This window comes from Sphingomonas sp. Leaf257 (assembly GCF_001422185.1).
Classification (GTDB): Bacteria; Pseudomonadota; Alphaproteobacteria; order Sphingomonadales; family Sphingomonadaceae; genus Sphingomonas; species Sphingomonas yabuuchiae.
This window is the reverse complement of sequence record NZ_LMMH01000023.1, coordinates 395,674-408,749: the sequence shown is the minus strand read 5'-3', so window position 1 is coordinate 408,749 and position 13,076 is coordinate 395,674. Positions and strand designations below refer to the sequence as shown.

Below are 13,076 nucleotides of genomic sequence, written 5' to 3'. Positions count from 1 at the left end.
ATAGGCGGAGCCCCCGCAAGCGCCACGCGCATCGCCTATGGGGAAGGCTTCATCATGAAATTCGTTACCGCCAGCGCCGTCGTGGCGCTGCATCTGTCCTTTGCCTCCGCCGCCTGGGCGCAGGCCGTGCCGGAGCCGGGCGTGGACAGCGATGTGATCGTCACCGGCACCCGCGAGCGGGGGCGCACGCAGTTCGATACGCTGGCACCCGTCGATGTGCTGCCCGAAACGCTGATCCGCTCGGGTGTGTCGGGCGACCTGAACGACACGCTGGCGCAGTTGCTGCCCTCCTTCAACGTGCAGCGCCTGCCGGCGGCGGACGGGCAGGCGTTCGTCCGCCCGGCCACCTTGCGCGGGCTGTCGGCGGACCAGACCCTCGTGCTGGTCAACGGCAAGCGTTACCATCGCTCGGCTCTGCTCGGCACGCGCGGGGCGCAGGCCCCCGACCTCGCCAGCATCCCCAGCCTGGCGATCAAGCGGATCGAGGTGCTGCGTGACGGGGCCTCGGCGCAATATGGGTCGGACGCGATTGCGGGCGTCATCAACATCATCCTCGACGATGCGCCCGGCATGGAGGCCTATGGTCAGTTCGGCCGATATGATGCGGGCGACGGCAATGATTATCAGTCGGGCATGCGCGGCGGCATCGCGCTGGGCGAGCGCGGCGCCATCGTTTTCACCGGCCAGTTCGAACATGCCGAGGCCACCTCGCGCACCCGCCAGCGCCCCGATGCCATCGCGTTCCAGGCGGCCAATCCGACGCTGACCGTTCCCAATCCCGTCCAGCGCTGGGGCCAGCCGGACGAGGAGCGGCTGCGCGGGGCGCTGGACATGCATTACGAGCTGGCGCCCGGCGCGACCCTCTATGCCTTTGGCACGGCACAGCAGGGGGAGGGCGTGACCGACTTCAACTGGCGCAATCCGGCGGGGACGGGCAGCGTCTATAATGCCAGCAGCGCCTTTCCGGGTTTCAGCTTCCGCAGCATCTATCCGGTCGGCTTTACGCCGCGTTTCGGGACGCGTTTCGCCGATCTCCAGGCCGATAGCGGGGTGCGGGGCGAACTGTCCGATGCCTTTTCCTACGACATCAGTGCGTCGTCGGGCCGCAGCCGTATCGACTATACGCTCGCCGAGAGCCTGAACGCCTCGCTGGGGCCGAACAGTCCGACGCGCTTCTATCTGGGGCGGCTGACCCAGGTCGAGACGAACCTGAACGCCGATTTCGTCTATCGCCTGCCCATCGGCGGGGTCGAGCCGCTGAACATCGCCTTTGGGGGCGAGCGCCGGATCGAGCGTTATGTCGTCGGCACCGGCGACCCAGCCTCCTATGCCATCGGGCCGGGCGCGGCGACGGGGCTGGCGCCCAATTCCAACGGCTTCCCCGGCTTCGGCCCGCAACAGGCGGGCCATTTCCGGCAGAGCAGCCATGCGGGCTATGTCGACCTCGCCTGGCGGCCGGTGTCGATCGTCTCGCTCGGCGCAGCGGGGCGCTATGAGGATTTCTCCAGCTTCGGCGACAAGTTCACCTACAAGCTGTCGGGCCGCGTAGAGCCGATGTCGTGGCTGGCGCTGCGCGGCACCTATTCGACCGGTTTTCGTGCACCGACGCCCGCGCAGTTGAACACGCGAGTGGTCAGCCAGGGGCTCGACACCCGCACGCTTCAGGTGTTCAACCAAGGCCGCCTGGCGCCCAGCGATCCGTTGGCGATCGCGCTGGGTGCCAAGCCGCTGCGCCCCGAAACCTCGCGCAATGCGACCGTGGGGCTGGCGGTGCAGACGCAGATAGGCTTCACCGCGACGGTCGATCTCTATCAGATCGATGTCGACGACCGGTTCAGCCAGTCGGCGACGATCGCCATCCCGGCGACCTTGGCCAACCCCAATCGCTTCACCTCGATCAGCTATTTCACCAACGACTTCAACACGCGCACGCGGGGCGTCGACATGGTGCTGGGCTATAACCGCCAGATCGGCGGCGGGCGGGCCAGCGCGACCCTGGCCTATAATTACAATCGCACCCAGGTACGCAGCGGCACCAGCGCGGCGATCGCCAACGAGACGCAGCGGCGCATCTTCGAGGAACGGCTGCCGCGTCACAATGCGACCGGCACGCTGGGCTATGATATCGGCCCGGTCGGGGTAATGCTGCGCGGGCGTTATTACGGACCATGGACCGATGTGACGGGCAATGCGACGGGCGAGCTGTTCCAGCGCTTCGGCGGCATCGCGCTGTTCGACGCATCCCTCACCTATCGCATCACGCCCAATATCTCGCTCCGGGGCGGGGCGGAGAATATCTTCGACACCTATCCCGCCGAGGCGACCAACCAAGCCAATCGCGGCCTGATCTACTCGCGCAATGCCCCCTATGACACCGATGGCGGGCGTTATTATGTGCGCGTCGGGGTCAGCTTCTGATGATCGACCGGCGCATGATGCTGGCAGGCGGGATGGCGGCGGCCGTCCCGCTGCCGGGGATCGCCGCCCCGACGCGGGCCCATGCGCCGGGACCCGATGACGAAGCGTTCTGGGCGGGCGTCGCCGCGGATTATGACCGGCCGTCCGACGGCATCGTCCAGCTGGAAAATGGCAATTGGGGTGCGATGGCGCGGCCCGTGCGGCTCGCCTATGAACAGGCCGTCGCGCGGGTAAACCGCGACACCAGCTATTATGCGCGGCGGGGCATGCTGGCCGATCTGCGCGCCGCGCGCGAGGCGGTGGCGAACGAACTGGGCGTGCCGCCCGAGGAGATCGCCTTCACCCGCAACGCGACCGAGGCGCTGAAGGTGCTGATCTTGGGCTATAACCGCCTCTCGCCGGGCGATGCGGTGCTGTACGCCGATCTCGACTATGACAGCATGCAGGCTTGCATGGAGAGCCTGGGCCCCCGGCGCGGGGTTCGGGTGCGGCGGATCGCCCTGCCGGAACCCGCGACGCGGCAGGCGCTGATCGATGCCTATGCGCAAGCCATGGCGGCGGAGCCACGGCTGAAGCTGATCCTGCTGACCCATCTCAGCCACCGCGCCGGGCTGGTCCTGCCGGTGCGGGAGATCGCCGCGATGGCGCGGGCGCGGGGGATCGATGTCATCGTCGATGCGGCGCATAGCTGGCAGCAACTGGACTTCGCGCTGCCCGATCTCGACTGCGACTTTGTCGGGCTGAACGGGCATAAATGGCTGGGCGCGCCGCTGGGGATGGGGATCCTCCATATCCGTCGTCCCGCACTGGCGCGGATCGACCGCGATCCTGCCGAGGATGCGGCGGGGCCGGACACCCTGCTGTCGCGGGTCCATACGGGCACGCTGGACTATGCCGCATGGCTGACCGCACCGGCGGCGCTTGCCTATCAGCGGCGGATCGACCGGGCGGCGCGGGCCGCGCGACTGAGGGCCTTGCGCGATCGCTGGGTGGCGCGGGCGCGGCAGGTTCCGGGGATTGCCGTGCTGACGCCCGACGATCCGGCCTTGCACGGCGCGATCACATCCTTCCGCATCGACGGCGTGACGAGCGCGCAAGGCAATGCCGAACTGGCCAAGCGGCTGCTCGACCGGCACCGCGTCTTCACCGTCCACCGCACCGGCCCGGCCAAGGGTGCATGTGTCCGCGTCACGCCCGCACTGTTCACATCGATGGCGGAGGTCGACCGGCTGGCGCTGGCCTTGCCCGATCTCGTCGCGTCTTTCCCTCCCTCGTCCCTTACCGAGGGGAGAGGTTAGCGGAGGACCGCGCTACTCGACGGTCACCAGCGTGACCGACCGGGCGGGAACGGTCAGGGTCAGGCGGTCGCCCCTGATCGCGATGGCCTTTACCGGCTGGGGCACGAAGGGATCGGGCTGGCCGAACTGTACTGGCCGGTCGATCCGGTCGGCGGTGATCGCGGATGCCTGGGCGCGTCGGCCGGACAGGGCGCTTGCCACCATGTCCACGGGCGCGGGTTTGTCGGGGTCGAGGTTGACGATCGACAGGTGCAGCCTGCCTGCCGCATCGCGCGAGGCCGAGGCGCTGATCGTCGGCAGGCGCGTCGTACCTTGGACATAGTCCGGCGTATCGACATCGACTGGGATCTGCGTCGCGCCCTGATGCACCTTGTACAGGTCGAAGACGTGCCAGGTCGGCGTCACCACCATCTCCTTGCCGCGCGTCAGGATCAGCGACTGGATGACGTTCACCATCTGGGCGATATTGGCCATCCGCACCCGGTCGGCATGGTTGTTGAAGATATTGAGGCTCAGCCCAGCAATCACCGCGTCGCGCAGCGTACTCTCCAGATAGAGGGCGGAGGGCGCGTCCTTTTCGCTGTTGAACCAGGCGCCCCACTCGTCGACGACCAGAGCGACCTTCTTTTCGGGGTCGTAGCGGTCCATGATCGCGGAATGGCGACGGACCATCTCGTCGGTCAGTTGCGCCCGGCCCAGCGCCTTGGCCCAGTCGTCACGGGTGAATCCGACATTGCGGCCCTTGGCATACCAGTCATTGCCGGTGAAGGTGTAGAAGTGCAGCGACAGCCCCCACAGGAGCGGGCGGGGATTGATATAGGCGAGCGGGGTGGGATTGGGCCGTGACTTCATCGTTCCGGCCATGACCTTTTCGGTCCACTCATAATCGTCGGTGTCCGCGCCCACCGCGATCAGCTTCGTCGGGCCGCCCCCGAAGGTGCGCAGGTTGGCGGCATATTGGCGATACTGGGCGACATAGGTTTCGGCCGTCATCTTGCCGCCACAGCCCCAGCTTTCGTTGCCGACGCCGACATAGGGCACCGCCCAAGGCGCGGCACGGCCATTGGCGGCGCGCTCCGCCCCGGCCGAGCTTTCGACGGGTGCGGTCATGTAGCGCAGCCACTCATCGGCCTCGCGCACGCTGCCCGATCCGACATTGACCGAGACGAAGGGCCTGGCCCCGATCTGGTCCAGAAAATCCATGAACTCGTGCGTGCCAAAGGCATTGGAATCCGGCGCGTTGCCCCAGGCCGCGTTGATGCTGCGCGGCCGTTTGTTGCGCGGGCCGATGCCGTCCCGCCAGTGATAGCCGTCGGCGAAACACCCGCCGGGCCAGCGGATCACGGGCACCTTCGCCTGTCGCAGCGCCTGGGTCACGTCGTTGCGGATGCCGCGCGTATTGGGAATCGGCGAGTCCTCGCCGACCCAGATGCCCTCATAGACACCGCGTCCGAGATGTTCGACAAATTGGCCATAAATCTCGGGCGCGATACGGGGACCGGGACGGTCGGCGTGGAGCAACAAAATGGTGCGCGGCGCGGTCGTTTGACCGCTCGCTACGGCTGCTGGCACCATTGCTACGGACAGCGTCAGTACGAAGCTGCCGACCCAAGCGATATGACGCGAAAAGGCAGATCTTCCCATCCCAAAGCCTCCCCCCAATATTTTATATTGTAGGAGTAATCTTGGCCCTTTTTATATGCAACCCGTCATTCCTCACGGACCGATAGCGGTTGACGGCGCTGGCAGGCCCGCCGGTTTCGCGACATAGCCGGTGCCATGTCCTTCCCCCGACTCTCGCCATCCTGGATACGCCACCGGGTCCGATCCAGCGAAGCGAGCCTCGTCCTGCTCGCCATCGCGATCGGTGCGGCGGCGGGATTGCTGAGCGTCGTGCAGGGGGCCATCGCGCGAGGGTTGCAGCGATTGCTGTTCACGTTGGAGGCGGATCAGCGCCTGAGCGCCAGCACGACCGTCCCGGCCTGGGGACTGCTGGCCCTGCCACTGGGGGGATTGGTGCTGGTTCTGTTCTCGCGGATCACGGGCGCGCGCAAGCGGCGGCTGGTCGACGCGGTGGAGGCCAATGCGCTGCACGGCGGACGCATGTCCTGGTCGGACAGTCTGGTCATCTCCGGTCAGACGATCCTCTCCAACGGCTGCGGCGCCTCGGTCGGGCTGGAGGCGGCCTATGCGCAGCTGGGGGCGGGGCTGGCCTCGATCGCCGGCGGCTGGTTGCGGCTGCGGCGCGGCGATCTGCGCGTGCTGGTCGGGGCGGGGACGGGCGCGGCGATCGCGGGGGCCTTCGGCGCGCCGCTGGCCGGGGCCTTCTATGCTTTCGAGATTGTGATCGGCGCCTATACGCCCGCCGCCATCGCGCCGGTCGCCGCTGCCGCGCTGACCGGCGTGCTGGTCGCGCAGATGCTGGGCGCGCAGCCCTATCTGGTCAACGCCGTCGCGGGTGAGGCGGTGCTGACCCACCACTATCTCATCTATGCCGGGCTGGGCGCAGTGGCGGCGGCGCTGGGCATCGTGCTGATGCACGCGGTCGCGGAGATGGAGACGCTGACCCGTCGTCTTCCCATCCCGGCGGCGTGGCGGCCGGTTCTGGGGGGCGTCCTTCTGATGCCGCTGGCCTGGCTGACGCCGCAGGTGCTGTCGGCGGGGCACGGGGCGCTGCATCTCGACCTGGAATATGGCCTGCCGCTCAGCTTCCTCGCCGCCATCTTCGTCATGAAGAGCACGGCGTCGATCGTGTCGCTGGGTTTCGGTTTTCGCGGCGGCCTGTTCTTCGCCTCGCTGTTCCTCGGTAGCCTGCTCGGCCATATCTATGCCGATCTGATCGGCCTGATGGTCGGCGCGCCGGTCGTCGATCCGCAAAATGCCGCGCTGGTCGGCATGGCGGCCTTTGCGGTGGCGGTGGTCGGCGGGCCGATGACCATGGCGATGCTGGTGCTGGAGGCCACGCATGACTTCTCACTGGCGGGCGCGGCGATCGCGGCCTCGCTGGTCACGACGACCATCGTGCGCGAGACGTTCGGCTATTCCTTCTCGACCTGGCGGCTTCACCTGCGCGGCGAGACGATCAAGAGCGCGCGCGATGTCGGCTGGATGCGCACCCTGACCGCTGGCCGCATGATGCGCCGGGTCGAGCGCGCGACGCCCTCGGCATGGACCATCGCCGAATTTCGCCGTGTCTTTCCCTTGGGATCGACCAGTCGTGTCGTTCTGGTCGACGAACAGGACCATTATGCCGGGATCGTCCAGACCGCGCGCGCCTATGTCGACGGACTGGACCCGGCCGAGCCGATCGCGACGCTTGCCATCCAGCGCGACCATGCGCTGACGCCCGAGGCGGATGTGAAGGCGGTCATGCGCGCCCTCGACGCAGCGGGCGCCGACGAAATGGCGGTCGTCGGCCCGGACCGGACGGTACTGGGCCTGCTCTCCGAACCCTATGTCCGCCGCCGCTATGCCGAGGAGATGGACAAGGCGCAGCGCGCGTTGTTCGGCGAGGATTAAGAGGCCGCTCATTCCTCCCCTGCAAGGGGAGGAACGGGTCGGACTCAGCGCACGCCGTCGATATAGTGGGTCACATTCTCCGCCAGTACGTTCAGCGGCACGTTGCCGCCATCGACCACCGCCTGGTCGAAATCGCGCAGGTCATAGCGTGTCCCGAGCGCCTTTTGCGCGCGGGTGCGCTGCGACACGATCTCGGCCCGCCCGACCTCGTAGCCGCAGGCCTGACCGGGCCAGGAGCAATAGCGGTCCACCTCGCTCTCGGCATTGCTGCGCGGCAGGCCGGTGGCGGCGATGAACTCGGCCAGCGCCTTGTCGCGCGACCAGCCGATCGCATGGATGCCGGTGTCGACGATCAGCCGCACCGCGCGCCAGGCGAGGCCCATCAGATAGCCTAGCCGCCCGGCGGGATCGTCGCGGTACATGCCCAGCTCGTCGGCGAGCTGTTCGGAATAGAGCGCCCAGCCCTCCGAATAGGCGTTGAACGCCAGGATCGAACGGATCAGCGGCAGCTTCTGCGCATATTCGCCCTGCCAGACATGGCCCGGTATCCCCTCATGATAGACGAGATCGGGGATGGTGACGCGGTTGTGGATCGACGGATCGCCCAGATTGACCCAGACCTTGCCCGGCACGCTGCCGTCGATGGTGCCGGGGCCGCCATAGGCCGCAGGGGCGCCGGGCTCCTGCGCCACCGGCATCCGCCGGATTTCCAGATTTCCGCGCGCCAGCCGCCGGAACGCATCGGGCAGGCGCGGGCGGATCGCGTCGATCCGGCCCTGCATATAGGCGACGATCTGCCGCCGTCCTTCGTCACCATCGGGAAAGCCGATGCCGGGGCGCTTCTGATAGGCGATGGCGCGTTCGGCGACGCTGCCCTGGGTCAGCCCTTCGCTGCGCAGGATCGTGTCCATCTGCGCCTGGAGATCGGCGAGCCGGGCCTGGCCCATGGCGTGCAGATCGGCCGCGCTGCGCCGCGTCGTAGTCCCGGCGCGAAGGCCCCAGGCATACCATTCCGGGCCATGCGGGCGGACATTCATGCCGGGTGCCGCGATGGCCACGCCGCGCTGCGCCTGCAATTCGGCGAGCTGTCGCTCCAGTGCGGGCACGATGGCCGAGCGCACGATCTGCGCGGCACGGTTGGTCCATTCGCCGGGGATCGCGGTCGTCTTGCGCGCGAGCGGGCCGATCAGCGGGCCGTCGGCCTTCGCCGCCTCGGCAATGGTGCCGGTCATGCCCTTGATCGTCTTGTCGAGCAGGAAGGACGGCGGCACCAGCCCCTGTTCGCGTGCCTGCCGGATCCGCACCGTCTCTCCATCCAGCTGCGCGGGCATGGCGGCGAGGCGCGCGAGATAGGCCTCCGCATCGGCCTTGTCGCGAACCGGCTGGTCACCGTCCAGCATCTGCGGCACGTCCAGCCAGGCGCCGACATTCTGGATGACGGCATAGGGCGTGTTGCGCCAGTCGCCGATCGTCGCGACGCCGTAAGGCAGCGCCATGCCGTCCAGCGCGGTCTGGAAGGCGCTTTCGACCACCGCAAGGCTGGTCAGCGTCGCGGGATCGAGCCCGGTGCGCGGCACCCGCGCCACCTGTTTCAGGCCATCGGTCAGGAAACGCTGCCGCGCCGCGATACCGGCGGGCGAGCGATCCTCCAGCCTGCGCCGCAGATCGGCATGGGGGCCGGTATCCACGCCCAAAGTGGTCGCCCGCTCGGGCACGAGTTCGAGCAACTGCCACGCCAGCCGATCGAGCAGGGCTCCCACATCGCTGGCCGGGTTGGCCGCCCGGACGGAGGCGGCGGCGGAGAGGGCGGTCATGCCCGCCAGGGTTTCACGACGGGAGAAGAGGCTGGTCATGCCGCCAGGATGACCGGCGCAGGGGCACAGGTCAAACGGGGATGCGGCCGCCTTGCGGTTGTAACATAATGTTCATGCCCATGTCGCTTTCCTGTCTTGCCGCCGCCCTACCGCCTGCCGTGACGATAAGAGGGGCGGGCGATTTATGAAGAATTTTGCGCGACTTGGGGGGGCTTTGGCCTTAGGCCTGTTGCTGGCGGGAACGGCTTTCGCACAAGGGCCTGCCGTGCCGCAGGGGTTGAAGCTCGACCGGGTCGTGCTGCTGATGCGGCATGGTGTCCGCCCGCCGACCAAGTCGCCGCCCATGCCCGAAGGCACCACGAACCAGGCATGGCCAAGCTGGCCGGTCGCGCCGGGTTATCTGACTCCGCACGGGCGCAGCGGCGTTGAGCGCTTGGGTGTTTATGACCGGAGCGCCTGGACGGCGGCGGGCCTGCTGCCGCGATCGGGTTGCGCCGCAATCCGGATCGTTGCCGACAGCGACGAACGGACGATCCGCACGGCCGAGGCCTATGCCGAGGCGCTGGCGCCCAGCTGCTCCGTCGCGATCGATCACAAGCCGCAGGACGTGGCCGACCCGATCTTCTCACCGATCGACGAGCGGGCGGTGGCGTTCGATGCGGCGAAGGCGCGGGCCGCCGTGCTGGCCGGGGCAGGGGGCGAGGCCGGGCTCGTGGCGCTTGACAAGCGGCTGGCGCCCGAACTGGCGCGGCTCGACGCGATCCTCTGCGCGCCTGCCTCGCCGACATGCGGCGTGCGGCAGGCTCCAACCGGCTTGGCTCCGGTCAAGCCCTACAAGCGGCCCAAGCTGACCGGGGCGGTCGACCGCGCCTCGACGGCGGCGCAGATCCTGCTGCTCGAATATGCCGAGGGCAAGCCGATGGCAGAGGTCGGCTGGGGCCGTGCCACGCCCGCCGATATCGAGCGGCTGGGCGTCTTCCATGCCGAGGAATTCCGGCTGCTCGCCCGCCCGCGCTATGTCGCCAAGGCAAATATGGCGGGGATCGCGCCGTTGATCGTCCAGGGGCTGACGGCGGGCAAGGGGCCGGTGGTCACGATGATCTCGGGCCACGACACCAATATCGCCAGCCTGGGCGGGCTGCTAGACCTGCATTGGAAGGTGCCGGGGCTGGCGGCGGACGATCCCGCGCCGGGCGGGGCGATCGTGCTGGAGCGGCTGGTCGATGCGCGGGGGCAGGCTTATGTCCGCGCGCTCTATCGGTCGCAGACTGTCGAGCAGATCCGCAAGCTGGCCGATCCGGCGGTGGAGGCCCCTTACGTCGCGGTGCTGCCGATCGCAGGCTGCAAGGCGCGGGGCGTGGTGGGGCTCTGCACGATGCAGGCGTTTCAGGCACAGCTTACCCGCTAAACCATTCCTCCCCATCAAAGATGGGGAGGAATTGGCGGGCCTTACCAGATCAGGTTCAACCGGCCGTAAAGCTGCCGCCCGTTGAAGCCGAAGGGCGAATAGTACGGAAACGCCGTCACGCCATTGTTGTTGAGCGCGGCGGGTGTCGTGCGGGGATAGACGTCGAACAGGTTCGACGCCCCCAGCGCCAGCGACACATTGTCGTTGAAGCGATACCGCCCCTCCAGATCGACGATGGTACGTGGGCCGGTATAGAGGTCGTTGGCGACCACCGATCCGGGTTGCAGCACATTGCCATAATGCACTGCGCGCAGCGTCGCGCCGACCGCCTGCCGGGTCCAGTCGACCGAGCCGACGATCTTGGTGCGCGGCGTGCCCTGTTCGATGGTCAGGATGCGGTTGCGGCCGAACAGGCTGGGCGCGGGGTTCAGCGCGGCCGTCGAGGTCGGCACCCGGTCGACCGACAGGTCGTTGATGTTCGCCGCCGCGCTCAAGTTGAAATTGCCCAGCGTCTCGCTGCGCCAATTATAGGCGGCGACGATGTCCAGCCCCTTGGTGGTGGTCTGGACGCCGTTGATGAAGAAACGCGCCGCCTGAACCCCGAACGGTGACAGCAGGCTAGCGACCTGGGCGCTGGCGGAGGACTGGATATTCTCCGACAGCACGATCTGGTTGCGGATGCGGATGCGATAGCCGTCGACGGTCAGGCTGAACCCACCGAAGCGCACGACCGTGCCCAGCGAATAGTTGCGCGACTTCTCCGGCTCCAGCGGCAGTGCGCCCAGCGTCCGGGCGAGGGTGCTGTCGACCGGATAGAGACCGGTTTCCAGAATGGTGCCGTTGGTCACCAGCGTCTGGGTCGAGGTATAATATTGCTGTTGCAGCGACGGCGCGCGGAAGCCGGTGGACAGCGTGCCACGGAAGGCCAGCCACGGTGCGACGTCATAGCGGGCCGAGAATTTCGCGGTCGCCGTCTCGCCGAAGTCTGAATAGCTCTCGCCACGGACGGCCGCACCCAGGGTCAGGCGATCCCACAGCTTGGCCTCGACATCCAGATACAGGCTGCCGTTGCTGCGATGCGCATCGACCTGGTTTTCCGGGCGGAAGCCGACAAAACCCTGCGCGCCCGAGGCCAGGTTGGCGGCGGCGCCGGGCGCGCGGTTGTAGCTTTCGGGCTGGCCTGCCTCGATCTTGAAGCCCTCGCGGCGATATTCGGCACCCGCTGCGACGTTGAAGACCGCCGCGCCGAGCGAATATTCGCGCGACAGGTCCAGCCCGGTGACGAGCTGGTCATAGGTCAGGCGACCATCGTCGAAGTCGCGTAGCGTGGCGTTGCCATAGGTCGAATTGGCCGAGTTCAGCGTCGCGAAGTCGATCGTGTTGCGGCCATAGCTGACGGTCAGGTCGGCATTCCAGTCGCCGATCGTGCCGCGCACGCCGCCGGTCGCATTATAATCGCGCGAGGTCGTGCCGATCAGCGGCAGGAAGCCGTCCGGATACAGGCCCCGAACGGCCTCGACATTGACCGCGTTCGCCCCCGCGACCCGCGGGAAGGCTGCGCTTTCGCTGTCGCGCTGCTGGAAACCGCCATTGGCGTAAGCGGTCCAGCCGCTGTCGCCGAGCGGCAATGCGGCGTTGAGATAGACGGTGCCCTGCTCGATCTGCGGATCGCCGAAGCGGGCGCGGATACGCTGCGGTGCGGGGCCGCGCGGGTCGATATCGGCGCGGTTGGTCGGCTGGCGCGCGACATATTCGCCCGAAAGCGTCAGGAAGCCGTCGCTGCCCAAGCCGAAGCCCTTCCAGCCGCTGATCGTCACGGACTCGCCGTCGCGTACCGATCGCGAGGTCCGCGCGGCGTCATATTGGGTGGCGAAGGTGCCGAAGGTCACGTTCGCGCCGCCACCCGAACGGGCCTCGCGCAGCCGCAGATTGACCACGCCCGCAATCGCGTCCGAGCCATATTGCGCCGACGCGCCGTCGCGCAGCACCTCCACCCGGTCGAGCGCGACGGTCGGGATGGTGTTGAGGTCGACCGCCGCCGCACCGCGTCCGATCGAACCGTTGATGTTGAGCAGCGCGGAGCTATGCGCGCGCGTGCCGTTGATCAGCACCAGCGTCTGGTCGGGAGACAGGCCGCGCAGCGTCGCCGGGCGGATCGCATCCGTGCCGTCCACCGCCGCCTGACGCGGAAAGTCGATAGAGGGCGCGACGCTCGACAGCGCCTGAGCCAGCTCCGTCGTTCCTTGCGCGCGCAGGGCGTTGCCGCTCAGCACGTCGACCGGAGATACGGAGTCGAGGCGGCTGCGCCCCTGCGCGCGGGTGCCGGTGACGACGATATCGTTCTGCGCCGGGGCGGCGGCGGGTTCGGCCTCGGTCTGGGCGGCCGGCTCGGTCGCGCTCTGGGCCAGAGCGGGTGCCGCCAGCAGCGGGCTCAGCAACATGGTGCCGCCAAGCAGCATGGATCGCGCGGTGCGCATCGGGTCATTCCCCCTATTCTTATCAACGAGATGAGCTTTGTTGCCTATCTCTACAGCGTTGCTGGGAATTGGGGCGCAAGGCTTGCTTGGGGGGCGATAAGGTTGGCTTGGCGGTGACGGATGGGGGGATGGCGGAGAATGA

At 67.8% G+C, this 13,076-nt stretch carries 7 protein-coding genes; 4 read left to right on the top strand and 3 right to left on the bottom strand.

Going from position 1 to position 13,076, the window contains the following annotated elements:
• Nucleotides 1-54 precede the first annotated feature (54 nt).
• A complete protein-coding gene (locus ASF14_RS12560; protein WP_056435221.1) occupies nucleotides 55-2,418 on the top strand; it encodes a TonB-dependent receptor plug domain-containing protein in 2,364 nt (787 codons plus the stop codon).
• Nucleotides 2,418-3,716 carry an aminotransferase class V-fold PLP-dependent enzyme gene (locus tag ASF14_RS12555; protein WP_056435217.1) on the top strand — a complete coding sequence of 433 codons (1,299 nt, stop codon included), beginning with the start codon at nucleotides 2,418-2,420 and terminating at the stop codon, nucleotides 3,714-3,716. Before ASF14_RS12560 ends, ASF14_RS12555 begins: the two co-directional genes overlap by 1 nt.
• A 12-nt stretch (nucleotides 3,717-3,728) precedes the next feature.
• Here the strand turns inward: ASF14_RS12555 and ASF14_RS12550 are convergent, their stop codons facing one another.
• Complete coding sequence (locus ASF14_RS12550) at nucleotides 3,729-5,360, bottom strand: alpha-N-arabinofuranosidase (protein ID WP_082442229.1); 1,632 nt, start codon at nucleotides 5,358-5,360, stop codon at nucleotides 3,729-3,731.
• A gap of 135 nt (nucleotides 5,361-5,495) precedes the next feature.
• Between ASF14_RS12550 and ASF14_RS12545 the strand changes: the two genes are divergently transcribed.
• Nucleotides 5,496-7,235: a chloride channel protein gene (locus ASF14_RS12545; RefSeq protein ID WP_056435211.1), complete on the top strand. Its 1,740-nt coding sequence runs from the start codon at nucleotides 5,496-5,498 to the stop codon at nucleotides 7,233-7,235.
• Between the two features lie 44 nt (nucleotides 7,236-7,279).
• Here the strand turns inward: ASF14_RS12545 and ASF14_RS12540 are convergent, their stop codons facing one another.
• Complete coding sequence (locus ASF14_RS12540; RefSeq protein WP_082442228.1) at nucleotides 7,280-9,088, bottom strand: DUF885 domain-containing protein; 1,809 nt, start codon at nucleotides 9,086-9,088, stop codon at nucleotides 7,280-7,282.
• Between the two features lie 226 nt (nucleotides 9,089-9,314).
• Here ASF14_RS12540 and ASF14_RS12535 point away from each other — a divergent pair, with 226 nt between their 5' ends.
• The gene (locus tag ASF14_RS12535; RefSeq protein ID WP_236697049.1) at nucleotides 9,315-10,457 is read left to right on the top strand and encodes a histidine-type phosphatase; all 1,143 of its coding nucleotides are present in this window, start codon (nucleotides 9,315-9,317) and stop codon (nucleotides 10,455-10,457) included.
• Between the two features lie 41 nt (nucleotides 10,458-10,498).
• On the opposite strand, the gene ASF14_RS12530 is transcribed toward ASF14_RS12535, so the two are convergent.
• Nucleotides 10,499-12,934, bottom strand: coding sequence for a TonB-dependent receptor plug domain-containing protein (locus ASF14_RS12530; protein WP_082442227.1), 2,436 nt, complete (start codon nucleotides 12,932-12,934; stop codon nucleotides 10,499-10,501).
• Nucleotides 12,935-13,076: the final 142 nt, after the last annotated feature.

Bases quoted from the DNA above. Each gene is read 5' to 3' on its own strand.
- ASF14_RS12560 (WP_056435221.1), top strand. From the start codon at position 55: ATGAAATTCGTTACCGCCAGCGCCGTCGTGGCGCTGCATCTGTCCTTT.
- ASF14_RS12555 (WP_056435217.1), top strand. From the start codon at position 2,418: ATGATCGACCGGCGCATGATGCTGGCAGGCGGGATGGCGGCGGCCGTC.
- ASF14_RS12550 (WP_082442229.1), bottom strand. From the start codon at position 5,360: ATGGGAAGATCTGCCTTTTCGCGTCATATCGCTTGGGTCGGCAGCTTC.
- ASF14_RS12545 (WP_056435211.1), top strand. From the start codon at position 5,496: ATGTCCTTCCCCCGACTCTCGCCATCCTGGATACGCCACCGGGTCCGA.
- ASF14_RS12540 (WP_082442228.1), bottom strand. From the start codon at position 9,088: ATGACCAGCCTCTTCTCCCGTCGTGAAACCCTGGCGGGCATGACCGCC.
- ASF14_RS12530 (WP_082442227.1), bottom strand. From the start codon at position 12,934: ATGCGCACCGCGCGATCCATGCTGCTTGGCGGCACCATGTTGCTGAGC.